The 26,449-nt window shown below is 62.9% G+C and carries 23 protein-coding genes; 15 read left to right on the forward strand and 8 right to left on the reverse strand.

The window, feature by feature from the left end:
• The first annotated feature begins 52 nt into the window (after positions 1-52).
• From JMN22_RS04025 to JMN22_RS04035, 3 genes are all read left to right on the forward strand, one after another.
• On the forward strand, positions 53-1,474 hold the full coding sequence (locus JMN22_RS04025; protein WP_030141614.1) for an aldehyde dehydrogenase family protein: 1,422 nt from the start codon (positions 53-55) through the stop codon (positions 1,472-1,474).
• A gap of 11 nt (positions 1,475-1,485) precedes the next feature.
• Complete coding sequence (locus JMN22_RS04030; RefSeq protein ID WP_198795888.1) at positions 1,486-2,835, forward strand: aminotransferase class III-fold pyridoxal phosphate-dependent enzyme; 1,350 nt, start codon at positions 1,486-1,488, stop codon at positions 2,833-2,835.
• An 82-nt stretch (positions 2,836-2,917) separates the two neighbouring features.
• A complete protein-coding gene (locus tag JMN22_RS04035; RefSeq protein ID WP_198795889.1) occupies positions 2,918-4,243 on the forward strand; it encodes a hypothetical protein in 1,326 nt (441 codons plus the stop codon).
• 197 nt (positions 4,244-4,440) lie between these two features.
• Here the strand turns inward: JMN22_RS04035 and JMN22_RS04040 are convergent, their stop codons facing one another.
• Positions 4,441-5,193, reverse strand: a complete 753-nt coding sequence (locus tag JMN22_RS04040) for an IclR family transcriptional regulator (RefSeq protein ID WP_198795890.1) — start codon at positions 5,191-5,193, stop codon at positions 4,441-4,443.
• 275 nt (positions 5,194-5,468) lie between these two features.
• Between JMN22_RS04040 and JMN22_RS04045 the strand changes: the two genes are divergently transcribed.
• The 10 genes from JMN22_RS04045 to JMN22_RS04090 all read left to right on the forward strand — a co-directional run bounded on the left by JMN22_RS04045 (position 5,469) and on the right by JMN22_RS04090 (position 15,855).
• Complete coding sequence (locus JMN22_RS04045; protein ID WP_198795891.1) at positions 5,469-7,010, forward strand: acetolactate synthase large subunit; 1,542 nt, start codon at positions 5,469-5,471, stop codon at positions 7,008-7,010.
• A 10-nt stretch (positions 7,011-7,020) separates the two neighbouring features.
• Positions 7,021-8,511, forward strand: a complete 1,491-nt coding sequence (locus JMN22_RS04050; RefSeq protein WP_198795892.1) for an aldehyde dehydrogenase family protein — start codon at positions 7,021-7,023, stop codon at positions 8,509-8,511.
• 26 nt (positions 8,512-8,537) lie between these two features.
• Complete coding sequence (locus JMN22_RS04055; RefSeq protein WP_030141608.1) at positions 8,538-9,332, forward strand: SDR family NAD(P)-dependent oxidoreductase; 795 nt, start codon at positions 8,538-8,540, stop codon at positions 9,330-9,332.
• Positions 9,333-9,345: 13 nt separating this feature from the next.
• Entirely contained in the window at positions 9,346-10,386 is a 1,041-nt protein-coding gene (locus JMN22_RS04060; RefSeq protein ID WP_198795893.1) for a YCF48-related protein, read from the forward strand.
• 11 nt (positions 10,387-10,397) lie between these two features.
• Positions 10,398-10,847, forward strand: a complete 450-nt coding sequence (locus tag JMN22_RS04065) for a VOC family protein (RefSeq protein WP_030141606.1) — start codon at positions 10,398-10,400, stop codon at positions 10,845-10,847.
• A gap of 14 nt (positions 10,848-10,861) precedes the next feature.
• Positions 10,862-11,464: an amino acid synthesis family protein gene (locus JMN22_RS04070; RefSeq protein WP_198795894.1), complete on the forward strand. Its 603-nt coding sequence runs from the start codon at positions 10,862-10,864 to the stop codon at positions 11,462-11,464.
• Between the two features lie 26 nt (positions 11,465-11,490).
• On the forward strand, positions 11,491-12,342 hold the full coding sequence (locus tag JMN22_RS04075; protein WP_198795895.1) for an alpha/beta fold hydrolase: 852 nt from the start codon (positions 11,491-11,493) through the stop codon (positions 12,340-12,342).
• A gap of 14 nt (positions 12,343-12,356) precedes the next feature.
• Positions 12,357-13,964 carry a bifunctional 3-(3-hydroxy-phenyl)propionate/3-hydroxycinnamic acid hydroxylase gene (locus tag JMN22_RS04080; protein WP_198795896.1) on the forward strand — a complete coding sequence of 536 codons (1,608 nt, stop codon included), beginning with the start codon at positions 12,357-12,359 and terminating at the stop codon, positions 13,962-13,964.
• Positions 13,961-14,725, forward strand: coding sequence for a 2-keto-4-pentenoate hydratase (locus JMN22_RS04085; RefSeq protein ID WP_198795897.1), 765 nt, complete (start codon positions 13,961-13,963; stop codon positions 14,723-14,725). The genes JMN22_RS04080 and JMN22_RS04085 overlap by 4 nt, the downstream gene beginning before the upstream one ends.
• A gap of 188 nt (positions 14,726-14,913) precedes the next feature.
• Positions 14,914-15,855: a helix-turn-helix domain-containing protein gene (locus JMN22_RS04090; RefSeq protein WP_198795898.1), complete on the forward strand. Its 942-nt coding sequence runs from the start codon at positions 14,914-14,916 to the stop codon at positions 15,853-15,855.
• A gap of 99 nt (positions 15,856-15,954) precedes the next feature.
• On the opposite strand, the gene JMN22_RS04095 is transcribed toward JMN22_RS04090, so the two are convergent.
• Positions 15,955-16,830, reverse strand: coding sequence for a LysR substrate-binding domain-containing protein (locus tag JMN22_RS04095; protein WP_198795899.1), 876 nt, complete (start codon positions 16,828-16,830; stop codon positions 15,955-15,957).
• Positions 16,831-16,951: 121 nt separating this feature from the next.
• Between JMN22_RS04095 and JMN22_RS04100 the strand changes: the two genes are divergently transcribed.
• On the forward strand, positions 16,952-17,377 hold the full coding sequence (locus JMN22_RS04100) for a VOC family protein (RefSeq protein ID WP_030141599.1): 426 nt from the start codon (positions 16,952-16,954) through the stop codon (positions 17,375-17,377).
• A 70-nt stretch (positions 17,378-17,447) separates the two neighbouring features.
• Here the strand turns inward: JMN22_RS04100 and JMN22_RS04105 are convergent, their stop codons facing one another.
• The 6 genes from JMN22_RS04105 to JMN22_RS04130 form a co-directional block, all read right to left on the reverse strand.
• Positions 17,448-18,440 carry a LacI family DNA-binding transcriptional regulator gene (locus tag JMN22_RS04105; protein WP_198795900.1) on the reverse strand — a complete coding sequence of 331 codons (993 nt, stop codon included), beginning with the start codon at positions 18,438-18,440 and terminating at the stop codon, positions 17,448-17,450.
• Between the two features lie 75 nt (positions 18,441-18,515).
• Positions 18,516-20,018, reverse strand: a complete 1,503-nt coding sequence (locus JMN22_RS04110) for a glycoside hydrolase family 32 protein (RefSeq protein ID WP_198795901.1) — start codon at positions 20,016-20,018, stop codon at positions 18,516-18,518.
• Positions 20,015-21,154 (reverse strand): sn-glycerol-3-phosphate ABC transporter ATP-binding protein UgpC, encoded by a 1,140-nt coding sequence (locus JMN22_RS04115; protein WP_198795902.1) that lies wholly within the window; start codon positions 21,152-21,154, stop codon positions 20,015-20,017. The genes JMN22_RS04110 and JMN22_RS04115 overlap by 4 nt, the downstream gene beginning before the upstream one ends.
• Before the next feature lie 31 nt (positions 21,155-21,185).
• Complete coding sequence (locus tag JMN22_RS04120; protein ID WP_030141595.1) at positions 21,186-22,028, reverse strand: carbohydrate ABC transporter permease; 843 nt, start codon at positions 22,026-22,028, stop codon at positions 21,186-21,188.
• On the reverse strand, positions 22,025-22,990 hold the full coding sequence (locus JMN22_RS04125; RefSeq protein WP_198795903.1) for a carbohydrate ABC transporter permease: 966 nt from the start codon (positions 22,988-22,990) through the stop codon (positions 22,025-22,027). Before JMN22_RS04125 ends, JMN22_RS04120 begins: the two co-directional genes overlap by 4 nt.
• 21 nt (positions 22,991-23,011) lie before the next feature.
• Positions 23,012-24,286 (reverse strand): ABC transporter substrate-binding protein, encoded by a 1,275-nt coding sequence (locus tag JMN22_RS04130; protein ID WP_198795904.1) that lies wholly within the window; start codon positions 24,284-24,286, stop codon positions 23,012-23,014.
• Between the two features lie 168 nt (positions 24,287-24,454).
• Between JMN22_RS04130 and JMN22_RS04135 the strand changes: the two genes are divergently transcribed.
• Positions 24,455-26,014 carry a carbohydrate porin gene (locus JMN22_RS04135; protein ID WP_198795905.1) on the forward strand — a complete coding sequence of 520 codons (1,560 nt, stop codon included), beginning with the start codon at positions 24,455-24,457 and terminating at the stop codon, positions 26,012-26,014.
• The last annotated feature ends 435 nt before the right edge of the window (positions 26,015-26,449 follow it).

Raw genomic sequence — 26,449 nt, forward strand, 5'->3', positions numbered from 1 at the left:
ACAACTGCGCTGTCGTTCGGGACGGTTCGGCGGCGCGTGAAAGGAAGGTTCCATGCACGATTATCAAATGCTCATCAACGGGGTGCGGGTCGACGGCGAAAACGGCCATTTCGATGTGGTCAACCCGGCGACGGGCGCTGCGTTCGCCCGATGCCCGGCCGGTTCCCTGGGCCAACTGGACCGCGCGGTCGAGGCGGCGCAATCGGCCTTTGTCGAGTGGCGGCACAGTACCCATGAAGATCGCCGCCAACGTCTGCTGGATATTGCGACGGACATCGAGCAGGACGCCGACGCGCTGGCCCGGCTCATCGTCCTCGAACAAGGCAAGCCGCTGGCGCTGGCGTTTTCTGAAGTCATGGGCGCGGCGGCCTGGACGCGTTATGCCGCCGAACAACAGATCCCGGTGGAGCTGGTGGAAGAAACCCCGACCCAGCGCATCGAGCTGCACCGCAAGCCCTTGGGCGTCGTCGCCTCGATCACGCCCTGGAACTGGCCGTTCATGATTGCCGTCTGGCACATCATGCCGGCGCTGCGAGCCGGCAATTGCGTGATCAGCAAGCCGTCGAGCCTGACGCCCCTGAGCACTCTGCGCCTGGTGGAAATCATCGCCTGTCATGTGCCCCGGGGCGTGATCAATGTCGTGACCGGCGAACAGGGCTTTGGCAGCGCGATCACGGCCCACGCCGGTATCCAGAAAATTGTCTTCACCGGTTCGACAGCCACCGGCCAGAGCGTGATGCGCGGTGCTGCGGCGAATCTCAAACGCCTGACGCTGGAGCTGGGCGGCAACGATGCTGCCATCGTCCTGCCCGGCACGTCGGTCGAGGCGGTGGCCGAAGAGATTTTCCAGGCGGCCTTTCTCAACATGGGGCAGACCTGCGCCGCCCTCAAGCGCCTGTACGTGCACCAATCCCAATACGAGGCGTTCGCCGACGCACTGACACTCATCGCCGCGCGCCAGGTCGTTGGCGACGGCCTGGAGCCGGAGGTCACCTTCGGTCCGGTACAAAACGCTGAACAACTGGCGCTGGTGGAAGCACTGGTGGCGGATGCCCGGAACCAGGGCGCGCGTGTGCTGTGTGGCGGCGCGCGCCTGGACCGAGCGGGTTTCTTTTATCCGCCGACCCTCGTCGCCGATGTCAGCGACGGCCAGCGCCTGGTGGACGAAGAACAGTTCGGCCCGGTGTTGCCGCTGATTGCCTACCAGGACGTCGAGGATGTCCTGCGCCGCGCCAACGCTGGCGACATGGGCCTGGGCGGTTCGGTCTGGGGCAGCGATGTGGACCAGGCCCAGGCCTTGGCCAGTCGCCTTGAAAGCGGCGTGGCCTGGGTCAACTGCCATGCGCAGATCCAACCGAACACGCCATTTGGTGGCAGCAAGATGTCCGGGTTCGGCGTCGAGTTCGGCCTTGAAGGGTTGCTGGAATTCACCGGCCAGCAACTGCTGTACGTACGCAAGCGTGAAACACAGTGAGGACTGCAACCATGTACGAGCACTACAAGACGGCACAAAAGAAATTCTGGCACCCGATGAGCTCATCGGCGCCGGCCAACCGCTCCAAGACATTGGTCATCGCCCGTGGCGACGGTAACTACATCACCGATATCGACGGCCACCGCATGCTCGATGGAGTCGGCGGCTTGTGGAACGTGAACGTGGGGCACAACCGCGCTTCAGTGAAGGCGGCCATTGCCGCGCAAATGGACGAGTTGGCGTATTACCAGACTTTCGACGGTATCGCCCACCCTCGGGTGTTCGATCTGGCCGAACGACTCACGTCGATGTTCGCCCAGGAAGACATGGCGCGGGTGTTGTTCAGTTCCGGCGGTTCGGACGCGGTCGAGACGGCCCTGAAAATGGCCCGCCAGTACTGGATCGCTAGCGGTGAGCCGGGGCGCACGCGCTTCCTGTCGTTGCGCAATGGCTACCATGGCGTGCACATGGGCGGCACCTCCGTGGGCGGCAACGGCGTCTATCACTACAACCATGGGCCGCTGTTGGCCGGTTGCCATCTGCTCGATACGCCGTGGCTGTACCGCAATCCCTGGGACTGCCGTGACCCGCAGGAATTGACCGCCCACTGCATTCGCCAGTTGGAAGACCAGATCGCCTTGCTCGGCGCGCAGACCATCGCGGCGCTGATCGCCGAGCCCGTGCAGGGCGCCGGCGGCGTGATCGTACCCCCCGCCGATTATTGGAAAAAATTGCGCGAAGTCTGCGATCGCCACGGCATCCTGCTGATCGCCGATGAAGTCGTCACCGGCTTCGGCCGCACCGGTTGCATGCTCGGCAGTCGCGGCTGGGGCATCGCGCCGGACGTGTTGTGCCTGGCCAAGGGCATCACCGCCGGTTACATCCCCATGGGCGCCACGGTGTTCAACCAGCGCATGGTCGATGCCATCGAAAACGGCCCGGGTTTCACCAGCGTGATCATGCATGGCTACACCTACAGCGGACACCCGACGGCGTGCGCCGCAGCGCTGGCGGTGCTGGACATCGTCGAGGCCGAGGATTTGCCAGGCAACGCCGGCAAGGTTGGCGCCCAGTTGCTGGAGCAACTGCAGCCGTTGGCCGAACGCCATGCACTGGTCGGCGAAGCGCGCGGCAAGGGCCTGATGATTGCCCTCGATCTGGTGGCGAACAAGGGCACTCGCGAACCGCTGGACCCGGCCAACGGCCTGGCGTCGCGGATTGCCGAGCATGCACGTCGCGCCGGCGTCTTGGTGCGCCCGATCGGCAACAAGATCGTCCTGTCGCCACCGCTGACCCTCACGTCCGACGAGGCCGGCATGATGGTCGGCGCGCTGGACGACGCGCTCGCCAACTGCCGCTAGCCCGGCCAGCCGGTGCCGTTTGCGGTGCCGGCTTCCCAATATAAAAACAGCCTGTCAAGGCGCACCTCAAGGAGTTCAAGCCATGCGGTCTCTATCGCGTATGGGATTTTTCGGCAGTGGCCTGGCCTGCACGTTGGCGTTCTATGCCGCCAATCAGGTCCAGGCTTACGAGCTGTATGCCGATGACGACACTCACCTCAACGCCGACCTGCTGGCGGTGTTCGGCCACTTCAACAGCCGCAAGAATTATGACGGCAGGCCGGGCGGTTCGACCTGGCGCGAAGGCTTCATCAAATATGGCGTGAGTGGCGACCAGGGCCTCGCCGGCCAGGGCACCGCCTACGGCGCCTTCAGCCTGGTCAGCTCCGCCACTTGGGGCGATGGCGACGCGGCCGGCAACACGCTGGGCAGCGAGCGCACGACAAAAATCGAGGACGCTTACCTGGGCTGGCGCTCCGCCGATCTGTTCCCGCTGCTGGGGCAGGATGGTGTCGATATTTCCGGCGGACGCCAAATCGTCAAGTTGGGCAGGGGATTCCTGATCAACGATGATGGGCCGAACCTGGGCAAAGGCCCGGCCGACGGGCGCTTGAATCGTGGCGGCGCCTATTACCTCGCTGCACGGCACGCGTTCGATCAAACCGCCGTGTTGCGCCTCGGTGGGCAGGATGGCCTGCATGGCAGCGTGGTGTGGCTTAAATCGGACAACCGCGCCCAGGCCGAAACCGAACTCGCTGCCGGCACGCTGGACTACACCGCCAAGGCCGGGACACTGGGGTTGACCTGGATCCATGGCCTTGATGTGAACGACCGCTGGTCCAGCGATTTCCAGCGGCAACGCAAGGGCATGGACGTCTATAGCATTCGCGGTGAAGGCGACGCTGGTATCGAGAACGCCAGCCTGGCCTTCGAGTACGCCTGGCAGGACAAGGACGCCGGCCCGCAGAACGCCTGGTACGCCGAGGCTGGCTACACCTTCGCGGACATCGCCTGGGCGCCGAAACTGACCTATCGCTACACCCGTTATTCGCAGAAGTGGGACTCGCTGTTCACCGGCCAGAGCACCGGTTACGGCACCTGGTTCCAGGGCGAGGTCGCGGGCAACTATGCCGGGCCCTTCAACAGCAACACCGGCATTCACCATGTCGGCTTGAAGGCCACGCCATTGGAGAACCTGACCCTCGGTGCGCTGTACTTCTATTTCAACACGGTGCGCAAGGACAATGCCTTGAACCTGGATGCCCGTGAGCTGGATTTCTATGCCGAGTGGGCCGTGAACCAGCACTTGATCGTCACGCCGCTGATCGGCCTCTACAAGCCGGACCGGGATGCAACGACAGGGGGTAATCAAGTGGCGGGCAATGGCACCAACGTGTACAGCCAGGTAACGGTGGCCGTGCCGTTTTGAGGCAGAGGGCTGGACGGCAAAACTCCTGTGGCGAGGGGATTTATCCCCGCTGGGCTGCGAAGCGGCCCTAAAAGCCAAACAACTCGGTGTGTCAGGTAGATTGAGTTGCCTGTATGGGGCTGCTGCGCAGCCCAACGGGGATAAATCCCCTCGCCACAGGGGGATCGTTTCTCTTGAATGAGCTGCGTCCCTGCTTTCTAGCTCATGGCAGGCGGATGCTGCATCCGCTCCGCTATCCGCCGAGTAGTCTCAACGACCATTTCAATCACGGTCTCCTGACGCAGCAATTTGAAGCTGTCGGTGCTGCCCACGGCGGAAAGGCTGCCCACCACTTCGTCGAGTCCGGGGTTGATGATCGGTGCCGCGATACCGGTCAGCCCTTGGTTGAGTTCGTCGTGGGTCAGGCAATAGCCGTCCTTGCGGATCTTTTTCGTCGCCTTGGAAAAACCCGGCCAGTCATAGGGATTGTCGGGCTCGTTGGCCAGGTGTTCTTCGAACAGGCGCTGCAAGCGGCGACCTTTCTGGAATGCGATCAACACCTTGGACTGCGCGCCGCGAAAGAACGGCAACGGATGGCCGCGGCCGAACGAGAACTGGTAGGTGTCGTCGGGCTCGGCGATGTAGGTGTTGATGATGTGGCCGTCATAGAAAACGCTGGCGAACACCGCCAGGCCGGTTCGTTCGGACAGCTCGTGCATCAGCTCGCGGCCGGCGACGAGGATCGGATCGTACTGCCGCATCATCCAGTCGAGCTCGATGATCCGCGGCCCCAGGCCGTAGCTGCCGGCATCCACTCGCACCAGCAGGCCAGCGTCACACAAGTCCTTCACGTAGCGGTACACGGTCGCCCGGGACAGGCCCATGCGCTCGGCAATGGTGTCGGGGTCGATCTTCAGTCGATCCGGGCCGAAGAGGTCCAGGACGCTCAGCATCTTGCTCAGGCTGCTCATTTCGCTCCTAAAGGGTGGAGTGGCGCGTGGGTGGCCGTTTGGGTGAGCACTATAGGTAGACCCATCGATGATGAAAAGCCCGCAGGGTCGGTCTGTAGCGCGCTGTCACGGTAACTGAAGATCTGAGAAATGCAAGTTGATCGGCTGGAATAAAGCCATCTGAAATACGCATAAATCTCAAAATACGAGTTTATGTGTAAAAAATAGCTTGTTTTGTCGATTTCGCTGTGTGATAAATCTCAGCCATTGCAAACGCTCGATGAAGAGGGCTGGAAATGAATGGTGCGCAACTGATAGTGAAGGCGGCGGTGGCGAGCGGTATCGAATACTGCTTCGCCAACCCCGGGACGACCGAAATTCCCCTGGTGGCGGCCATGGCCAGCGCGCCAGCCCTCAAGCCGGTGTTGTCGTTGTTCGAGGGGGTCTGCACCGGCGCCGCCGACGGCTACGGGCGCATTGCCGGCAAGCCGGCGATGACCCTGACGCACCTGGGGCCAGGCTTTGCCAATGGCATTGCCAACCTGCACAACGCCCGCCGCGCCAACACGCCGATCGTCAACGTCATCGGCGACCACGCGTCCTGGCACGTCAACTACGATCCGCCGCTGGCCAGTGACATCCAGGCGTTGGCCGGGAGCGTATCCGGGTGGGTGCGCACGTCGCGCACGGCCTCTGGCGTCGGGGAGGATTTGCAAGAGGCGGTGCGTGCGGCCTGGCAAGCCAAGGGCCAGATCGCCAGCCTGATCCTGCCCATGGACCTGCAAGCCAATGCCGTGCAAAACGAAAGCGCGTTCACAGCGTTGCAGGCGCCGATCCGGCGCTTTGCCGGTGACCGGATCGAGGCGGTCGCCCAGGCCCTGCGTGATGGCCGGCGCCTGGTATTTATCGTCGGCGACCAAGGCTTGTCCGTCGCAGGCCTGGAAGCGGCGGGGCGCCTGGCCCAGTTGGCGGGCGTGCGGATGTTCGCCGAGACCTTCCCGCGCATGAGTTATCGCGGTGGCGGCCTGCCGGACCTGGATCGCCTGCCGTACTTCCCCGAAGTGGCCATCGAGATCCTCGACCAATACGACGCGGTGGTGTGCGCCGGCGTCCCCGAACCCATCAGCTATTTCGGCTACGAAGGCATTGCCTCCCGGCTGGCCGAGCGTGATCGCCTGCTGTGTTTGGCCGAGGTGGGAGACGACGTGGCCGGGGCGCTCACCGCGTTGGCCGATGCGCTTGAGGCGCCGGCCCATGTGCCCACGTCGATGGGCATTGAATTGCCTGCCGCCGAGGCTGAACTGACGCCGCAGTCGGTAGGGCAGGTACTGGCCGCCTCGTTGCCGGACGACAGCATCGTTTCGGTGGAAGGCGGGACGTGCGGCTATCCATTCTTCACCGCCTCGGCCCATGCCGCGCGCCATCGGGTCTTGACCAACACCGGCGGGGCCATCGGCCAGGGCATCCCGGTGGGCTTTGGCGCCGCGATGGCCGAGCGCGGCAACAAGGTGTTCTGCCTGCAATCGGACGGCAGTGCGCAATACACCATCCAGACTTTGTGGAGCATCGCCCGGGAGCAATTGCCGGTGGTGATCCTGATCGCGGCCAACCACCGCTACGCCATCTTGCAGAACGAACTGCGCCGCTTCGGCATGACCGAGTTGGGCCCCGAAGCCCTGAGCCTGACGGTGCTGGATCGCCCACGCATCGATTGGAAGGCCCTGGCGAGAGGCTACGGCTTGCCGGCCAGCACCGTGCACACCAACGGCGAGTTGCAGCGCGCCCTGGCCAACGCCAAGGCCGACGGTGGTCCTTGCCTGATTGAAATGGCGCTGTGAGGAAGAGGATATGAGTCAGATTCAACTGTTGCCTGCGGTCGAGCAGTACCTGTCGCAACCCGGACGCCTGTTTATCGGCGGCACGTGGCAGGACGCGGCAGATGGTCGCCGGTTTGCCGTGGAAAACCCGGCCACTGAAGACACCCTGACCGAGGTGGCCGCCGGCGGCGAGCGTGACGTGGATGCCGCTGTCGCCGCCGCCCGTGTGGCCTTCACCGGTGCCTGGGCGCAGCATTCGCCGGCCCAGCGTGGGGTGCTGTTGTTTCGCCTGGCGGAACTGCTCGACCAGCATCGCGAAGAACTGGCGCAACTGATCACCCTGGAAAACGGCAAGCCGATCGCGACAGCCCGGGGCGAAGCCGCCAGCGCCGCCAACATCATTCGCTACTTCGCCGGTTGGCCGACCAAGATCGAAGGCAGCACGTTGCCCGTATCGCCCGCCAGCGGCGCACCGATGCTCAACTACACCTTGCGCGAGCCGGTGGGTGTCTGCGCGTTGATCGTGCCGTGGAACTTCCCGCTGACCATGTGCGTGTGGAAGCTCGGCCCGGCGCTGGCGACCGGTTGTGTCGCGGTGCTCAAGCCCGCCGAACAGACGCCGCTCGTCGCGATTCGCCTGGTGCAATTGATCGAGGCTGCCGGTTACCCGGCCGGGGTAGTCAACCTGCTCACCGGCCTCGGCGCCCAGACCGGCGCACCGCTGGCCCAGCATCCGGACGTGGACAAGATCGCCTTCACCGGTTCGACCCAGGTGGGCCGGCTGATCGCCCAGGCGGCCACTGGCAACATGAAGAAGGTCTCGCTGGAGTTGGGCGGCAAGTCCCCCAACATCATCCTGCCGGACGCCGACATCGTCCGCGCCGCCAAGGGTGCCGCCGATGGCATCTTCTACAACCAGGGCCAGGTCTGCACCGCCGGATCGCGCCTGTATGTGCATGCCAGCGTTCTCGACCAGGTACTTGAAGAACTCCAGCGCCATGCGGCCGCCCATGTGCTCGGGCCCGGCCTGGATCAAGCCAGCAGCATGGGCCCGCTGGTCTCGGCCCGGCAACTGGGCACGGTGCGTGGCTACTTGCAGCGGGGCCAGGAGGAAGGCGCGGAGCTGATTTGCGGCGGCGACCGACCGGCCCACCTTGAACGCGGCCACTTCATTCGCCCCAGCGTATTTCTCGACCGCGCCGAGCGCGCCTGTGTCGCCCGGGAAGAAATCTTCGGCCCGGTGCTGACCGTCATGAGCTGGACCGACATCGACGAACTGGTGCTGCGCGCCAACGACTCGCCTTACGGCCTGGCCGCCGGCCTGTGGACCCGTGACTTGCGTTCCGCCCATCGCGTGGCCGCGCAGTTGAAGGCCGGCTCGGTGTGGATCAACTGCTGGAACGTCGTCGACCCGGCTTCGCCCTTCGGTGGCTACAAGCAATCCGGCTGGGGGCGGGAAATGAGCAAGAACGTGATCGATGCCTACACCGAAACCAAAAGTGTCTTCGTCGATCTGGCCTGAACCGAATAATCACAAGAGGAACTGCTATGGATCTGGAATTGAAGGGCCGCGTCGCGATCGTCACCGGCGGTGGCATGGGCATCGGCAAGGAAGTCGCGCGCTTCCTGTCCCAGGAAGGCTGCAAGGTGGTGATCTGCGCGCGGCGCATGGAATACCTCCAGCAGGCCGCCGAGGAAATCACTGCGCAAACCGGCAACGAGGTATTGCCGCTGTTCTGTGACACCAACCAGATGACGGCGGTGTCCGACATGGTCGAGGCCGCTCACCAGCACTTCGGTCGCATCGACATCCTGGTCAACGGCGCCGCCGCCCCGTCCGGTGTGGTGCGCAACGACATCGAACATGCCGGCGATGATGAATTGCTCTCGGACCTCAACACCAAAGTGATCGGCTATTTCCGCTGCGCCAAGGCCGTGACCCCGCACATGAAGGCTGGTGGCTTCGGACGGATCATCAACATCGGTGGCCTGACCGGGCGCGGCAGCAAGGTCCTCTCGGGCATGCGCAACCTGGCCATCGCCCACATGACCAAGACCCTCTCCGATCAACTCGGCCCCGCCGGCATCACCGTCAACCTGATCCACCCCGGCGTGGTCGACACCCCGCACATCCAGGAGTTGTATGAACGCGAAGGCGTCAAGCAGGGCAAGACGCCCGCGCAGGTGGAGCAGGGCTACATCGACGCGACGCCGATCCGGCGCACCCTGGCGCCCATCGAAATGGGCTGGCTGATCGGCTTCCTTGCATCCCCCAAGGCCGGCGCCGTGACCGGGGAGTCCATTGGCATCGATGGCGGCTTGACCCGCGGCATCTTCATTTGAGGAGCAACCCGTGATGAGTAACGGAACCCTTTTGGTCGCCACCGTGGGGCAGGCGATCATCCGCAGTGCCGACGATGGCCGCACCTGGCATCGCCTGGGCCTGGGCCAGGACCTGGAATTCGACGCGATCACCCGGTCCCTGAGTGTCCATCCCGATACGCCTGAAGTGATCTATGCCGGCACCGATATCGGCCTGTGCGTCAGCCGCGATACCGGCGGCCATTGGCAGCAGGTGGGTTCGCCATTCAACGGGCAGACCGTCTGGAAAGTCGCGGTGGATCCCCAGGATGCCCAGCGCATTTTTGTCGGCACCGGCGCGCCTTCCCGCGCCGTGCTGTGGCGCACCCTCGACGGCGGCGAAAGCTGGGACCGTGCCCCGGTGGAGATCCCGGAGTTCTGCGACGGCGTCAGCCGGCCGCGCTTGCTGGCCTTCGCCTACGACCCGACGGATCGCAACCAGCTCTGGTTCGGCCTGGAAGAGGGCGGGTTGTTTCACAGTCGCGACGGTGGCGATAGCTGGACCCGTGTCGATGACCGCCTGCTGTGGGATTTCAATTCGGACGTGCACAACATCCTGGTGCTGCCCAACCACGGGCAAAAAGTCATCGTGGTGGTCTGCGTCAACGCCGTCTACCGCAGCCTCGACGAAGGGCAGACCTGGACCGGCATCATCGCCCGGGAAACCTTCGGCCTGTATTACGTACGGGCCATGAACGCGCCGTTGGGCAGCGAAGACACCCTCTACCTGAGCATCTCCGACGGCACCCCGGGCACGACCAGCAAAGTCCTGGTGTCGAGGGACGCTGCCATCAGTTGGGAAGTGCTGCCGCTGCCGCAGCAGCCCAACTCGTGTGTCTGGGCGATTGCCTTGAACCCGGCCAATCCTCGGCAGATTGTCGCTGGCACCAAGTACGGCCACCTGTTCACTTCCGAGAACGGTGGCGACGGCTGGCAGAAGCAGTGGCGTGAGTTCAGCGAAATCGCTGATGTGCTCTGGACGCCCGCCGTGGCGCAGATCAAGTCTGGGCACCAATCCATCGTCAAGAAGAACTGAGGTACCGCGCGATGAAAGTCGAAGTCGTTCGTACTCATCTGTCGCTGTTCGTCAGCGACCCTGAAGTGTCGGCACGTTGGTACGCCGACGTGCTGGGCATGCATGAAAGCGCCCGGGGTGAAAGCTGGATCATGATGGCGTTCGGTGCCAAGCACCACGACATCGCGCTGATCCAAGCAGCGCCCGGCGCGCATCAGGGCGGCCTGGGGTTGCAGCACTACGGGCTGGAGATCGCCGGGGATATGACCACCTTGCGCAAGCTCTACGGCATGTTGCTGAGCAAGGGCGTCGAGGTGGTGAAGATCACCGATCACGAGATCGGCAACGGCGTGTATTTCAACGACCCCGATGGCAACCGCATGGAATTCTTCCTCGAGTCCGAACACGACGACGCGCGCGGCAAGGCCCGCTTCAAGGCCGCTGGCGCCCCCAGCCGGCATTTCGATCTCGATCCACTTTGAATGAGGCTTCTGTCATGAAAACCGCGAATTTCGCCAGCTATCACATCCGCAAATGGTACAGCTTCGTCGAGGAAACCCTGGCCAACGAAACCGGCCAGTTGGCCGATGGCGAGCCGCTGTTCAAGTACGCCATTGGTGCGGTGATCGCCAACCCGTATGCCGGACGCTTCAGCGAAAGCCTGGCGGAGCTGGTCGAGCCTTCGCCGTTGTTGGGCCAGGAGTTTGGCCGACGCATTCGGGTAATGGCTGGGCAGCGCGAGATCGTCAGCTACGGCAAGGCGTGCCTGGTGGGTAGCCAGGGCGAATACGAGCATGGCAATGCGTTGCTGACCAACCCGGCGGCGGATCCGATCCGGGTTGCGCTGGGCGGCGGCAAGTCCTGGGTGCCGTCCACCGGCAAGCGTGGCGGGCCTGGCGTGACCATCGACGTGCCGCTGGCCCACAAGGACGCGCTGTATGTCCGTTCCCACTACGACAGCATTTCGCTGTCGTTCGGCGACGGTCCGGCGGCGGACGAATTGGTCATCATCTGGGCCTTCGCCACACGCGGGCGTTTGCATGCGCGCCTGGGCGGCTTGCAGGCGGCGGACGTCAAGGGCAATGACGGCCTGTACTGAGGCGCGCTGATCGAGGGGAATGACCAATGTCCGAAAACAGCCAGTTTTTCACCAACCGATCGGGGATGCGCCTGCATTACCTGCGCTGGGGCAACCCATCCGGCGTTCCGGTCTTGCTGCTGCACGGGCTGCGTTCCTATGCCCAGACCTGGGCGCCCCTGGCCGATGCGCTGGGCGAGCGTTATTGCTGCTTCGCCCTGGACCAGCGCGGCCGTGGCCAGAGCGATTGGGCCGAGGCTTCCAGCTATCGCACCGACGCCTATGTGAGCGACCTGGAGGATTGGGTCGCGCACCTGGAGCTGGAGCGTTTTGTCCTGGTGGGGCATTCCCTCGGCGGCACCAACGCCCTGGAATACGCCCGGCTCAATCCCGGACGGCTGCGAGCGCTGGTGATCGAGGACATCGGCCCCGGCTCGTCGATCCGCGGCGAGGGCGCCGAGCGCATCCGCCGGGAGATGCGCCAGACGCCGCTGGTCTTTCCAGACTGGAACAGCGCCGCGCAATTCTGGCGGCAATCGCGACCGGGCTTGTCGGACGACGGCCTGGCGTCGCGGTTGACCTATTCCATGAAGCAAACGCCGGAAGGCATCGTATGGCGTCACGACCAGAAAGGCATCGCCGAGGCGCGCCTGAGCATTACGCCGACTGACTTGTGGCCAGCGGTGCGGGCGCTGGATTGCCCGACGCTGTTCATTCGTGGCACGCGTTCGGATTTTCTCCCATCGGCAACCCTGGAGGCGATGCGGGAGGCCAATGCGCAGGTGCAGACAGCGGAAATCGCCGACGCCAGCCATTATGTTCATGACGACCAGAGCGAAGTGTTCAACCAGGTCGTCGCGGATTACCTGCGCGGCCAACTCTTGCAATTACAACAATAAAGCGGTGGATAGCGATGAAGCAGGACAAAACCCAGGTCGTCATCGTGGGCGGCGGCCCGAACGGGATCACGGCGGCGCATTACATGGGGCTGTACGGCATCGACTGCATCGTCCTCGAATTGGCCGAGGGCATCCTGCCGTATCCCCGGGCGGTGGGCATGGACGACGAAGCGCTGCGCGTGCTGCAAGGCATCGGCATCGCGGAGCTGGCTGCGCGGGACATGATCTGCAACGTGCCGCTGCGTTACTACAACGCACGCGGTGTGTGCTTTGCCGAGGTCAAGCCGAGCACGGCCCACTACGGCTGGCCGATGCGCAACATCTTCATGCAGCAGTTGCTTGAAGGGACTTTGCGCGAGCAGTTGGGCAGGCATTCGGGTGTCGAGTTGCGCCAAGGCCATGAAATGCTTGAGCTGGAACAGGACGAGCAGGGCGTGACCTTGCAGGTGCGCGATGCCCAGGGTGAGCTGTATCAGCTGCAGGCGCAGTATGTGATCGGCGCCGACGGCGGGCGTTCCAACGTGCGCAAGAAACTCGGCATCGAGCTGCTGGGGCTGACCCATCCGCGCAAATGGGTGGTGGTCGACACCGCCAACGACACCCTGGATGCGCCTTATACGGCCTTGCACGCCGATCCCCAGCGGCCTTTCGTCTGCATCTATTTGCCGTACCAGCAGCGGCGCTGGGAGTTCATGCTGCTGGAAGGCGAGGACGAGGCCCTCATGTGCGAAGAGACGACGATCCGCACGTTGATCCGGGGCCACATCGGCGATGCGGTCGATCAATTGGAAATCATTCGGATCCGCGCCTACACCCACAATTCCCGGGTGGCGGCGCGTTTCGTCGAAGGTCGCGTGGCCTTGGTGGGCGACGCGGCGCACATCTCCCCGCCGTGGGCCGGGCAGGGGCTCAATTCGGGGCTGCGGGACGTGGTCAACGTGGCGTGGAAGCTGGCGGCGATTCTCCAGCGCCGGGCGTCGCCGTCGATCCTCGGCAGCTACGACCAGGAGCGTCGCGGCCATGCCACGGATCTCATTGCGCTGGCCGACAACATGGGCGCGGTGTTGGGGCTGACCAACCCGCTGATGGCCGGCGTGCGGGACTGGCTGTTCCAGGCCGTGAACAGCGTCGACAACCTTCGCTCGCACTTGCTCGAATTCAAATTCAAACCCAAGGCGACCATCACCAAGGGTCTGGTCTATCACGAGCGTGCCGAGCTGCACGAGGATGATCTGGTCGGGCAACTGTTCATCCAGCCGGCCGTGGAAGACGCCCAGGGACAGCGCCGGCATCTGGACGACGTGCTGGGACACTCGTACGCGGTGCTCGGTTATCGGGTCAATCCCGCGGCGCACCTGGGTGAAGACACCGCCGCCTACTGGGCGCGCTGGGGTACGCGCTTCATCCAGATCAATCGCTCGCGCAGCGGTGTGGGGCGCAACCAACCCTTGTCGGCCAGCGGCGCCATCTGCATCGAAGACGTCGACAATCGCCTGGGCGAGTGGTTTACCAAGGTGCGTGATTGCATCGTGGTAGTGCGGCCGGATCGGTTTGTCGCGGCGATCACCACGCCGGAGAGGCTCGACGGTGTCTTGCGCAAGTTGGCGGAGCAATTGTCATGAGGCGCGAAGACGATCTATTGGTGCGGCTTCATGACGCCGGGCGGACCGCACACCCGTTACCGTCGTTGGCGCCAGAGGCTTACGACGTGTCGGCGGGTTATGCCTTGCAGCGCGAGGCATTGCGCCGGCGCCAGGCCGTTGGCGACCGGTTGACGGGGTGGAAAGTCGCCTTTGCCGGCCGCGCGGCGCAGGAGCGTTTTGGCATTGACGAACCAGTGTTGGGCGCGTTGACCGACGCCATGGCCTTGCAGCCCGGCGGTACGGTGCCGCTTGCACGGTTGATCCAGCCGAAGCTGGAAATCGAACTGGCGTTTGTCCTGGGGCGCGCGCTGGTGCCGGGTTTCTATAGCGATGAGGATATTCTCGCCGCCATCTCCGAGATCGCGCCGGCATTCGAAATTGCCGATTGCCGGTGGCAGGGCTGGCGTTTCGGCGTCGGGGCGTTTCTCGCCGACAATGCCGCCGCGGGGCTTTATTGCCTGGGGCCACGGGTGAGGTTCACTCCTGATCAATTGTCCCAGGTGAATTATCGGTTGGAATGCGACGGGGCGGCGTGCGGCGAAGGAAACGTCCTGGCGCGCGAGGACACGCCGGTGGCGAACCTGTGTTGGTTGGTCCGGCGATTGCTGGCGGAGGGGCAATGCGTTGAGGCGGGGCAGGTGGTGCTTTCCGGGTCGTTATTGGCACCGTTGGACATCAAGACCGCTGAATACCGCTTGCACATGCTTGGCATGGAACTGGCTTTGTTTTTCCAGCGATAAGAACAATTCTCTCAAGGACGCGATGAGCCCGTGGCGAGGAAGCTTGCTCCCGCTTGAGTGCGAAGCGCTCACAGAAAAGGGGTCTGTTTCGCAGCCCAGCGGGAGCAAGCTCCCTCGCCACGGGTTAATCGATTTCTTTGGATATCAGCATCGGACAATAAGCACAGCTCCACCGAGGAACAACGATCATGTTTGCCGAAGTCCGTACTTTCCATGATCCCCAGCAGCACGCCGGTTCGATCCTGGGCTGGCAGCAGGTCTACGACCAACTGGGCCGTGGCTGCCTGTCCAGCGAATTGCGGCAGGTGTGCGCCGAGCGCTTCCAGATCTTCCAGGAGGTGCTGGACAAGCGCGTGGTGCAACGCGGCAGCGCGCCGAAAGGGCGCTTGTGCATTGCCCTGTCGCTGGGCAACGCGCCGGTGGTCCAAGGGCACCAAGTCGGCGCCCATAGTGTCGTGCTGTTGCGCGATGGCGAGGATTTTGTCTTGCACGCCCCGGAAGGCACGCACTTCTTCGCGGCCAACGTCGACACGGTGCGTTTCGCCAAGCTGGCGGCGTATGAATTGCCGGACCAGCAGCTCAAGCGCTTGAAGAGCGTTTCGCAAATCAGCGTGGATGAAGCGGTGCTGTCAAGGGTCCAGCAGCAGATCCAACCGCTGTTTCGTCACCTTTTGGAACAAGCGGACGCGGTCAATCCGGTCATGGAAAAAATCCTCGAAGACGTGCTGCTCAATGCGTTCCTCGATCTGTTCTGCCACGCCTCGGACGAGGCGCGTGGACGTCGCGGCAACGTTGCCGTCAATGCCTACCTGGTCAAGCGCTGCCAGGAAATGGTCATGGCCAGCACCGAAGTACCGTTGAGCATCCTGGATCTGTGCGAGCAACTGCGCGTGAGCCGCCGGACCCTGCAGAACAGCTTCCAGGCCGTCACCGGTATGCGTCCGGTGGAGTACCTGCGCAACCTGCGGCTCAACGCCGTGCGTCGACGGTTGATCAGCACCCGTGCGGCCGCACTGAATGTCAGCGAGATCGCCGTGGCGATGGGGTTTTTCCACCTGAGTCACTTCGCCGCCCATTACCGGGCACTGTTTGGTGAGTCGCCGTCCGATACGCCTCGGGCACCAGCTTGATGGGGCGCGGTGTTACGAACCCTCCCATTGGCCCCGGCATCTGCGTGTGGCGGTGGCGGATTTGCCGGGCAAGGGGTTGGTCAGCTTCGCCGTGGGTTATTAGATCCCGCCGCCGGCCTGCTCGATGACCAGTTCGGCCAGGATCGCGACGGGGTCGGCCAGGCTCTGTCGCGACCGGTGGATCAGGCCGATATCACGATGAAACGTGTGCGCCCCGAGGTCGAGTGCCCGCACGCCCTTGGGCCATGGTTGATGGGCTGAGGTCTGCGGCACCAGGGCGACACCGACGCCTTTCTCGACGAGCTTGATGATCGCGTCCAGTTCATCCAGCTCGCACACCTCACGCAGTGTGAAATGCATCTGCCGCAGGAAGCGATCGACTTGCCTGCCGCCGAAGGAAGAGCGGTCGTAGCGGATGAAGGGTTGGCCGGACAGCAGCGCCGACCAATCCTCGCCCGGCATCCCACGGGGAACGATCAGCCGATAAGGCTCAAGCGCCAGCGTCGTCCAGCGCAGGTCGCTTTGCAGCGAAAACGGCGGACGGATCATCACCGCCATGTCGATCTCGCCGGCGTCCACCAGGTTGATCAACTCGACCGAGAGGCCGGGCACGACACGCGTGCGGCATTGGGGACACTGCTGGTGAAACCTGGCGAGGGCGTCCGGCAGGTAGGCGCGCTGGACTGAGGCGATCGCACCGATATTCACCAATACGCTGGGTGGAAGCCCGGGCGTCGTGGAACCGAGATTCTCGTAAAGGCGAATCAGCTCCTGGGCTTGCAGGAGTATCTGCTGGCCCCGCTTGTTGAGGTGGGCCGAGCGGCCTTTGCGGTCGAACAGGTCGAAGCCCAGCTCGGTTTCCAGGCGCTGGATCTGCGCACTGACCGCCGCCTGGGTGAGGCCGATCTTGTGCCCGGCGGCGGCGAAGGTGCCTTCGCGCGCCACGGCGATGAGGGTCTTGAGTTCTTTGATCATTGATCAACATTAGTTGTGTTTCTAAGAAATTTATATTGATTTTTTTGTTGTACCTGCACGCCTACGATGGGACGCACGCGCCGTTGCGTATCCCGATAAACAAAAAATCCCTGGAGTCCCGATGAGCCTCTCACCTTTCCACCTTGCGATTCCGGTTTATGACCTGGCGGCAGCCCGCACTTTTTATGGCCAAGTGTTTGGACTGGAGGAGGGCCGCTCCAGCGAGCAATGGGTCGATTTCAATTTCTACGGGCATCAACTGGTGATTCATGAACATCCCAAGACCGCGTCCCAGGAAAGCGTGCACAGCAACGCGGTGGATGGCCACGATGTGCCGGTGCCGCATTTTGGCGTGGTGTTGGGCTGGGCTGAATGGGAAGCGCTGGCCGAGCGGTTGAAGTCCTTCGGCACGCAATTCGTGATCGAACCCTACGTGCGCTTCAAGGGCCAGGTGGGCGAGCAGGCGACGATGTTCCTGTTCGATCCGTGCGGCAATGCGCTGGAGTTCAAGGCGTTCAAGGACATGAGCCAGTTATTCGCGAAATAACGGGTGGGCGTTCAAAACTGTGGGAGCAGGTTGAATGCAAAGCTCATGAACACTCACTATCCCTGTGGGACTACAACGATGCCCTGAGCACCAGTGGACAATCCACGGGCCGGGTGCCCGAGACGTCGAGGGTCTCGATCAGGTGCGTGGCCGCCTGGCGACCAATCTCGTAGTACGGCAGTTGGACTGTGGTCAGTGGCGGCATGAACAATTCGGCGATGCCGATCATGTTGTCATAGCCGAGCACAGCCACATCATCGGGAATTTTCAGGCCACGGCCCAACAACCATTGATAGGCGCAAAAGGCAATGCGGTCGTTGCCGCAGACCAGGATGTCAAATTGCGGACGACCATCCACGATATGCCGTTCGAGAATGGCGGCGGTTTCACCATAGGCATCGTGGTCGGAAAGGTCGTATTGCAACAGTGCGCCAGGCGCCAGCCCGAATGCCTGGCAGGCGCGTTGCAAGCCCTGTTGACGCAGGCTCCAGGCGACGCTCTTCCTGGGCAGATTGATGCACAGCGGACGCCGGTAGCCTTGGCTCAGCGCGTGATGCACGGCGCGATACTGTCCAGCTTCATCGTCCGGCACATAGCTGACCAGTTGGCTGTCATCGGCCAGGCAATTGGCGAGCACCAGGGGCTTGCTCTTGAGTCGCTCGGGAATGCTCACCTGGCGCAACCCCATGGCGCTGAAGATCAAGCCGTCGGGGCGGTGCGACAGCATCAAGTCGATGTTCTGGTCGGTGGGCGGGCTGCTCAGCAGGTTGAGGATGAAGACATTCCAGCCAGCCTGCTGCGCGGTCTGTTCGATGGACAGCAGCAACTCGACGGCGAACGGCGTAGTCGCGGTGTCCAGTGCGAACACACCGATGGTGCGCGCCTGCAAGTTGTCGCCGCGCATCCGGCGCGCCGACAGGCTCGGTACGAACTGCAATTCATCGATGGCGCGACGTACCCGTTGAAGGGTTTCGGGGCTCAGTTTTTCCGGCGTGTTGAGCGCGCGCGAAACCGTCATCAGGGATACGCCGGCCAGCTGTGCAACGTCTTTCACGGAAGTCATGCGAAGTGTGGCCAGTCAGGTTGACGTGGAATCATGACACAGGCCCCTGGTTTCTCGCGACTCGAATGACCCGACTCACAGCCATCCCGACCCCAGCGGCCACGCCTTGGGAATGGCGACACGCCCACCCGTCCCGTTTGCCAATAGCGTCACCCCGAGGCTGTCGGGCCGTGGGTAGATGCGGCTGCTGAGGCTGAAGCGGCCGTTGTCCTCAAACACCTCGATGGACGAACGATCAAGGAACACCCGCAGGTGCAGTTGCGTTTCCTCGGGCGCTATCGAGACGCTGCGCTGGCCACTCACTTGCGCACCCGAGCGGCCGCGGTCTAGCACCAGGCGTCGCAGTGCCGCATCGTAATAGAGCAAGGTCTGTTCCTGCCCATCGGCACTGCAGCGCAAGGCGACGCCCAATTGGCCTTCGGTGCAGCCGAGCAGGTCCAGGTGCACATGGATTTCGAGCCTGTCGCCCGTCACTTGCGGCACCGAACAGTAGCCAGATTCGCCCCACGGCGCGACGCTCGGCAATGGCGCCTGGCGCAGCGCGACCAGTTCCCGTGCCGGGAACGTGCCAAGGCGATCGCCTTGCAGTTCCAGCTCGCGCGGCAAGCCGAGCATGCCGCACCAGTGATGGGCCTGGCTCGGCATCGGGCTTTCCCACATGTCCAGCCAGGCCCACACCAGGCGCCGGCCATCGACGGTTTCCAATGTTTGCGCAGCATAGAAATCGTGACCGTTATCCAGTTCGATGAACGGCCCGCCGGTGAAGTGCCAGTCGCTGTCGAGGCGGCCAATGCGATAACCGGTCTGGTACTTGTTGAGCCGTTCGTAACCCGCCGGTTGCATGCCTTGCGGCGAGTACAACAATACGTCGCGTCCGTCCAGGCGAAACAGGTCCGGGCATTCCCACATGTAGCCATCGCCGTCAGTGCCCCTGGACGCGTAGTCGAGGAATTCCCAGGCGCGCAGGTCGGTGGAGCGGTACAGCGGCAGCAGTGGTGTATCGGCCAGGCGCGCCCCGACGATCAGGTACCAGTAGCCATCCGCGTGCCAGGCCTTGGGGTCGCGAAAGTGCATGATTCCCGCTTGCGGCGCGTGCTCGATGACGGCGCCATGCTTGACGAACCGCTCGCCGTCGACACTGGTGGCCAGGCACTGGACTTGGCGGATGAAGCGTTCGTCACCCACGTCGCCCAACCAGGTATGCCCGGTGTAGATCAGCGCCAGCGTGTCGCCACACACCACCGCGCTACCGGAAAAACAACCGTCGCGGTCAAAGTCATCGCCCGGCGCCAGGGCAATGGGCAGGTGCTGCCAATGAACCAGGTCGGCGCTCTTGGCGTGGCCCCAATACATCGGGCCCCATTGGGCGTCGAAGGGATGGTGCTGGTAGAACACGTGGTACTCGCCACGAAAGAACACCACCCCGTTCGGGTCGTTCATCCAACCGGTTGGCGGGGCCAGGTGATAGTCGGGTCGATAGTCGTGGATCAGGCGCGGCAGACCATCTTCCAGAGCCTGCTGGGCCATTTCGAGAGAAGCGGGTGTTGGATTGCTCATGGTATTCAAGGACAAGGTCATAGGGCGCCCGCATGGGCCGAGCGCGGAGCGAGGCCGTCGGGCAGGTTTTCGATGGCGCGGCGCTTCAACGCCGTGCCGTGCGCGTCGAAGACGTGCAGGTGGTCGATATCCAGTTGCAGCTCGACCCGGTCACCCACCCGCCATCCAGCGTTGACTTCGCAGCGACAGATCAGCGGTTCGTCGTCGCCTGTTTCCAGGTGGACGTAGGTTTCGCTGCCCAGGTATTCGACCCCGGCCACGACGATTCCGGCGTTTCCCTGGGTCGATTTGAGCGAGACGTGCTCCGGACGAATCCCCAGGCTCAGCGGGCTGTTCGTCGCCAGGTGGGTGCTGTCGATGGGGAGGCGCGTCATCCCCAACAAGGGGCTGTCGATCAGGCTGGTTTCGCCTGGGTGATGCAGGCTTGCCGGCAGGAAATTCATCTTGGGCGAGCCGAGGAAACCGGCGACAAAACGGCTGGCCGGACGCTCGTAGAGTTCCCGCGGCGAGCCGACCTGCTCGATGCGTCCACCGTTGAGCACGACAATCTTGTCGGCCAGGGTCATCGCTTCGACTTGATCGTGGGTCACGTAGATCATGGTCGAGCCCAGTCGCCCATGCAGGCGGGCGATTTCGTTGCGCATCTGCACGCGCAGGGAGGCGTCGAGGTTGGAGAGTGGTTCGTCGAACAACAGGATGTCCGGCTCCCGCGCCATGGCCCGGCCCATCGCCACGCGCTGACGCTGGCCGCCCGACAGTTCCCTTGGCTTGCGTTGCAGCAGTTTGTCCAATTGCAGGATCTGCGCGGTTTTCAGCACCCGCTCGCGCAGGCTGGTCTTTTCGGTCTTGGCCAGCTTGAGGCCAAAACTGATGTTGTCGTAGACGCTCATGTGCGGGTACAGCGCATAGGACTGGAACACCATGCCGACGCCACGCTCGCGGGGCTCCAGGTCGTTGACCCGGCGTCCGTCGATCAGCAGGTCGCCGCCACAGATCGAGTCCAGCCCGGCGATCAGCCGCAGCAGGGTGGACTTTCCGCAGCCCGAAGGGCCGACGAAAACCACGAACTCGCCTGCCGGGATTTCCAGGCTGACGTCACGAAGAATGCGTGCGCCGCCCAATTGTTTGTTCACTTTATCCAGCTTCAACTTGATCACGATGCTGTTCCTTTCTTGTCTGTGTTGGGCCTCAGCCCTTTAACGCCCCGGCAGTGAGGCCGGAAACGATGCGGCGCTGGAAGATCAGCACCAGAATCACCAAGGGCACCGTGACCAGCACCGACGCCGCCATCAGCAAGCCCCAAGGCAGCTCATGGGGACTGCCGCCGGAAATCAGCGCGATGGCGACCGGGACCGTGCGTTGCGAGTCGGTGAGGGTGAAGGTCAGGGCGAAGAGGAACTCGTTCCATGCGGCGATGAAGGCCAAGAGCCCCGTGGTGACCAGTGCCGGCCAGAGCAGCGGCAGCAGCACGCGGGTCAGCGTGACCCAGGGTGACGCACCGTCCATGATCGCGGCCTCTTCTAACTCATGGGGCAGTTGCCCCATGAAGGTGGTCAGCACCCAGACGGTGAAGGGCAGGGTGAAAATCGTATAGCTCAGGATCAATGCCCAGGACGTGTTGTACAGGCCCAGGGCACGGATCACTTCGAACAATCCCGACAGCACCGCGACTTGGGGAAACATCGAGACACCGAGGACCATCATCAACACCGGGCCGCGCCCGCGAAACTTCACCCGGCCCAAGGCATAGGCGGCGGTCAAGCTGAGGAACAGCGCCAGCGCGACCACGCACAGCGAAACCACCAGCGAATTGCCGATGGCCCGCAGGAACGAGGCCTGGTTGAGCACGGCGACATAGTTGGAGAAGTCCGGGTTATCGATCCAGTAGCTCACCTGGAACAAGGCGCTGGACGGCTTCAACGACGTCACGATGGCGTAATAGAAAGGGAAGACCGCATACACCAGCAAGGTCCCGATCAGGCTCCAGAAGCCGAGGCGCAACAAGGCTTTTTTCAACAGGCGAGGGCTCATGAGCGCACCTCCAGTTGACGACGTCCGAGGTACAGATATGCCATGGCGATCACCGCCACGACGAGGAACAGCAAGGTCGAGGCGGCGCTGCCGTAGCCGACGTCCTGGAATTCCACCAGGTGTTGGCGGGCATAGACCGACATGCTCATGGTGCTCGATGAGTTCGAGGTCAATACATAGATGACGTCGAACACCCGCAAGGAATCGAGGATGCGGAAGATCGCTGCCACTAACAATGCCGGCATCAGCAGCGGCAGGGTGACCCACCAGAACACCTTGACCGGGTGAATGCCATCGACCCTCGCGGCTTCGTAGCAATCGCTGGGCAGCATCTGCAAGGCGGCGAGCATCAGCAGCGTGACGAAGGGCACGGTCTTCCAGACGTCGACGATGATCACCGCCCACATCGACAGGTCCGCGTCGGCTGTCCAGGCTAGGGGCACGTCAATCAGGCCGAGGCCGAGCATGAGGTGATTGATGATGCCGAACTGGTCGTTGAGCATCCATGACCAGATTTTCGCCGAGACAATGGTCGGGATCGCCCAGGGAATCAGGATCAACGCCCGCACCAGGGCGCGACCGGTGAACTTGACGTTCAGCAGCAGCGCCACCAGCAGCCCGAGGACGATTTCCAGCCCCACCGACACCACGGTGAAATGCAACGTGTTGCGCACCGCATTCCACCACTGTGGATCGACGAGCAGGCCTGACCAGGCGGAACCGCTATAGAAGAGGTAGTTGCTAAAGCCGATGAAGGTGGCGTCGCCGGTGGCGGCCAGGCTGGCGTCGGTCAGGCTGAACCAGAACGTGCGCAGCAACGGCCAGGCCGCCACCAGCGCCAGGCACAGCAACATCGGGGTCAGGAACAGCCAGGCGGCGCGAACGCGGCGGCGTTGTACCGGTGTTTCCCGGGTGAGCAGTTGCTCGCCATCGTTGTGGGCGAGAGTCGTGGAGACAGACATGGTGATTTCCTTCCTTGGGGCTTACCAGCTCCGGCGTTTGATCCGTGTGAGTTCGCTTTCCAACTCGGCCAGCGCCTGGTCCACCGGCCGCTCGCCCGCGAGCACGCCATGCACTTGATCGAAGAGTGCATTGGACACCCGTGGATAGCGGTCGGCCGTGATCGAGGCGGGGCGCATGACCCCGTCGTTGAGAATGCTGTGAAGTTGTTTGTAGTAGGGCATGGCGGCGAGTAACTCAGGGTCCTGGTAGAGCGACTCGATCACCGGATTGTAGGCACCCACCAGGGCGCGGTGTTTCTGCTGTTGGGCACTGCTCAGGTAGCTCACCAGTTCGGCGGCGAGCTTGGGATTGGCGCTGTAGCGCGATACCGCCAGGCCCCAGCCGCCGAGGGTGGACGCGTGGCTGCCCGTGGCGCCGCCGCGGGGCAGGGGAGCGACGCCGACCTTGTCCTTGACGGCACTGTCCGGGCTTTGCACCAGGGCCCAGACATACGGCCAATTGCGCATGAACAGTGCATTGCCGGACTGGAAGACGCCGCGTCCTTCTTCCTCGGTGTAATTGAGCACGCCACGCGGGGCGATGTCGCCCACCCAGCTTTTCGCCAGGGTCAACGCCGCCCTCGAGGCCTGACTGTTCACCACGATGTCGCCTTGGGCATTGACCAGTCCGCCTTGCGGTTGGCTGCTGATCCATTCCAGCGCATTGCACGTCAGGCCTTCATAGGCGCGCCCCTGGAAAACGTAACCCCATGCGTTGGCGTTCCCGGCATCACGCTCGGCCTGCTGGACGGCCCTGGCGGTGCTCGTCATTTCTTCCCAGGTCTGGGGCACGGGCTTGTTGTACTTCTCGAGCAAATCCTTGCGGTAATACAGCAGCCCCGAGTCGGTGAACCACGGCATCGTCACCAGGCGTCCGTTCACCGTGGCGTTGTCCACCTGGGCCTGGAAATAACCTTGGGTGGCGTTGGCCGGCAGCACCTCGCGCAGGTCCATCAAGTGCTTGGCCAACATGCCCGGCCACACCATGTCGATCTGGATGATGTCGATGTCGCTGGATTGCGCACTGAGGATCTGTTGATAGAACGACAGCCGCTCGGTCGCCGAGTTTGGCGTGGAAACCACTTCGACGCTGTTGCCGGTCTGCTTCGACCACGCCTCGACAGCCTCCTTGCACAGTTGCAATTCCGCACCCACGGCACCGCAGGAAATCGTCAGGTTGGCAGCCATCGACAGGGTTGGAAACCCGATGAAAAGGCTGAGCAGCGCCGTCGGGACGAGCGATTTGAACTGTTTCATAAAGCCCTCTTTATTTTTGTTTTTGGAAAAGTTAACGTTAACATCGCCAAATGTAGCAGTGTATTAGCAACGAGGCATCCTTTTTTTCCTCAGGATCGATAACTCCGGACCTTGGGGAAAAGACCGGCTGCGGCAACAGAACAATAAAAACAAGACAGGGAAATCCACATGCAGAAAGCATCAAGCTGGCTACTCGCAAGCGCGCTCGGCGCCTCGGCAGTCACCTCTCAGGCCGCTACTCTGGAAGAGCGAATGGCGGCGTTTGAAGCCCGTGCCAGCGCAGCGGAAAAACGCGCCGCAGCCGCCGAACAGCAAACCCAGGCCCTCGCCAGGGAACTGCAGCAAATCAAACTCGCCACGCCAGCGGTGGCTGTTGCCGTTGCAGCCCCGGTTGCGACGCCGACCGTTGATGCGCGCCTGGCAAAACTCGAAGCCCGCCAGCAAAGCACGGAAAAGCAGGGCAGTGGCGCACACCTCACGGACGGCTTCAGCTTCAAGGGCTACGCCCGCTCCGGCTTGCTGATCAACGATGGCTTGGGCGGTGGTCGTGGCGGTCCATACACCACGCCGGCCGGTTCTGTCGGTGGCGCCGTCGGGCGACTCGGAAACGAGGACGACACCTACATGCGCATCGACCTGTCGAAAGAGCTGTACGCGCAGAACGGCACCCGCTCCAAATTCACCGTGTCCATTGCCGACGGCGTGGAAAGCTCCAATGACTGGACTGCCGAGGAAAGCAACCTGAACGTGCGCCAGGTGTTCACCGAACTCGATCACCTCGCGGCATTCAAGGGCAACGCGATGTTCGAAAATTCGACCCTGTGGGCAGGCAAGCGCTTCGACAGGGACAATTTCGACATCCACTGGTTGGACTCCGATGTTGTCTATCTGGCGGGTACCGGCGGCGGTATCTACGATGTACAGATGAACAGGAACTGGCGCTCGAACTACTCATTGATCGGTCGCAACTACGGGGACTTCAGCGAGGGCGGCGTCAATGCCGATGTGGAAAGCTACATCCTGACCTCCAACCAATTTTTCGACGGTGGGCAGTGGCAATGGATGTTCAACGCCATCGGCTCGAAGAAAAACGACTTCGGCACCCGCGTCAACGAAGCAGGGCTGGCGCCAGCCGACTCTGGCTTGCACAGCATGGTCGCCAATCACCAGAATACCTTTTTCGGCCGCGAAGGCTTCTTCAAGACGGCGCTGCTCTATGGCCAGGGATTGGGGGCCGAGGCCAAGAACGTTGGCGCCGATGGCGAACTGATCGACGACGCCCGTGCGCTGCGCGTGGCGCTGTACGGCGAAACGCCCCTGTCGCCCAACTGGCGCATCGGCCCGAGCCTGCTGGCTGAGCAAAGCAAGGACCGCTACGTCAAGGGTGATGACTACCGCTGGATGACGCTCAACGTGCGGTTGGCCAATGCGATCAACAGCAATTTCGAAATGGCCTACGAGATGAGCTGGCAAACCATGCAGCTTGACCCCAAGGGTTACCTGCAACGCAGCGCAGTCGACGGTAACTTCTGGAAATTCACCGTCGCCCCGACCTTCAAGCCCGACCTGGGCGATCTGCTCACGCGCCCTGAGCTGCGTCTGTTCGCCAGCGTCATGAACTGGTCCTCGGACCTGGACAGGTACAGCGCCACGGATTCCTTTGGCAAGACCGACTTCAACGCTGGCGGTGTGTGGCAGTACGGTATCCAGATGGAAACCTGGTTCTGATGCCCGCCAGTTGAAACCTGTGGGAGCGGGCTTGCTCGCGAAAGCATTGGATCAGCTTGCAATGATGCTGGATGTGCCGACGCCTTCGCGAGCAAGTTCGCTCCCACAGTTTTACCGAGTTGCTCACAGATCTTGCGTACGCCACACCCCTTGTGGGAGCGAGCCTGCTCGCGAAAGCGGTGGATCAGCTTGCAGTGATGTTGGATATGCCGGCGTCTTCGCGAGCAAGCTCGCTCCCACAATAGTCCTGCGCTGAATGCAAAGCTCCTGGACACCCAAGATCCCTGTGGGAGCGAGCTTGCTCGCGAAAGCGGTGGATCAGCTTGCAGTGATGTTGGATATTCCGACGTCTTCGCGAGCAAGCTCGCTCCCACAATAGTCCCGCGCTGAATGCAAAGCTCATGGAAACCCAAGATCCCTGTGGGAGCGAGCCTG

It is taken from the genome of Pseudomonas sp. HB05, from assembly GCF_016756915.1.
GTDB classification, from domain to species: domain Bacteria; phylum Pseudomonadota; class Gammaproteobacteria; order Pseudomonadales; family Pseudomonadaceae; genus Aquipseudomonas; species Aquipseudomonas alvandae.

What these genes read in the sequence shown, in the direction of transcription:
- JMN22_RS04105 (WP_198795900.1), bottom strand. Translation starts at nt 18,440, where the DNA reads ATGACTTCCGTGAAAGACGTTGCACAGCTGGCCGGCGTATCCCTGATG.
- JMN22_RS04100 (WP_030141599.1), top strand. Translation starts at nt 16,952, where the DNA reads ATGAGCCTCTCACCTTTCCACCTTGCGATTCCGGTTTATGACCTGGCG.
- JMN22_RS04050 (WP_198795892.1), top strand. Translation starts at nt 7,021, where the DNA reads ATGAGTCAGATTCAACTGTTGCCTGCGGTCGAGCAGTACCTGTCGCAA.
- JMN22_RS04075 (WP_198795895.1), top strand. Translation starts at nt 11,491, where the DNA reads ATGTCCGAAAACAGCCAGTTTTTCACCAACCGATCGGGGATGCGCCTG.
- JMN22_RS04025 (WP_030141614.1), top strand. Translation starts at nt 53, where the DNA reads ATGCACGATTATCAAATGCTCATCAACGGGGTGCGGGTCGACGGCGAA.
- JMN22_RS04070 (WP_198795894.1), top strand. Translation starts at nt 10,862, where the DNA reads ATGAAAACCGCGAATTTCGCCAGCTATCACATCCGCAAATGGTACAGC.
- JMN22_RS04125 (WP_198795903.1), bottom strand. Translation starts at nt 22,990, where the DNA reads ATGTCTGTCTCCACGACTCTCGCCCACAACGATGGCGAGCAACTGCTC.
- JMN22_RS04090 (WP_198795898.1), top strand. Translation starts at nt 14,914, where the DNA reads ATGTTTGCCGAAGTCCGTACTTTCCATGATCCCCAGCAGCACGCCGGT.
- JMN22_RS04035 (WP_198795889.1), top strand. Translation starts at nt 2,918, where the DNA reads ATGCGGTCTCTATCGCGTATGGGATTTTTCGGCAGTGGCCTGGCCTGC.
- JMN22_RS04055 (WP_030141608.1), top strand. Translation starts at nt 8,538, where the DNA reads ATGGATCTGGAATTGAAGGGCCGCGTCGCGATCGTCACCGGCGGTGGC.
- JMN22_RS04120 (WP_030141595.1), bottom strand. Translation starts at nt 22,028, where the DNA reads ATGAGCCCTCGCCTGTTGAAAAAAGCCTTGTTGCGCCTCGGCTTCTGG.
- JMN22_RS04065 (WP_030141606.1), top strand. Translation starts at nt 10,398, where the DNA reads ATGAAAGTCGAAGTCGTTCGTACTCATCTGTCGCTGTTCGTCAGCGAC.
- JMN22_RS04080 (WP_198795896.1), top strand. Translation starts at nt 12,357, where the DNA reads ATGAAGCAGGACAAAACCCAGGTCGTCATCGTGGGCGGCGGCCCGAAC.
- JMN22_RS04030 (WP_198795888.1), top strand. Translation starts at nt 1,486, where the DNA reads ATGTACGAGCACTACAAGACGGCACAAAAGAAATTCTGGCACCCGATG.
- JMN22_RS04085 (WP_198795897.1), top strand. Translation starts at nt 13,961, where the DNA reads ATGAGGCGCGAAGACGATCTATTGGTGCGGCTTCATGACGCCGGGCGG.
- JMN22_RS04040 (WP_198795890.1), bottom strand. Translation starts at nt 5,193, where the DNA reads ATGAGCAGCCTGAGCAAGATGCTGAGCGTCCTGGACCTCTTCGGCCCG.
- JMN22_RS04110 (WP_198795901.1), bottom strand. Translation starts at nt 20,018, where the DNA reads ATGACCTTGTCCTTGAATACCATGAGCAATCCAACACCCGCTTCTCTC.
- JMN22_RS04045 (WP_198795891.1), top strand. Translation starts at nt 5,469, where the DNA reads ATGAATGGTGCGCAACTGATAGTGAAGGCGGCGGTGGCGAGCGGTATC.
- JMN22_RS04095 (WP_198795899.1), bottom strand. Translation starts at nt 16,830, where the DNA reads ATGATCAAAGAACTCAAGACCCTCATCGCCGTGGCGCGCGAAGGCACC.
- JMN22_RS04130 (WP_198795904.1), bottom strand. Translation starts at nt 24,286, where the DNA reads ATGAAACAGTTCAAATCGCTCGTCCCGACGGCGCTGCTCAGCCTTTTC.
- JMN22_RS04135 (WP_198795905.1), top strand. Translation starts at nt 24,455, where the DNA reads ATGCAGAAAGCATCAAGCTGGCTACTCGCAAGCGCGCTCGGCGCCTCG.
- JMN22_RS04060 (WP_198795893.1), top strand. Translation starts at nt 9,346, where the DNA reads ATGAGTAACGGAACCCTTTTGGTCGCCACCGTGGGGCAGGCGATCATC.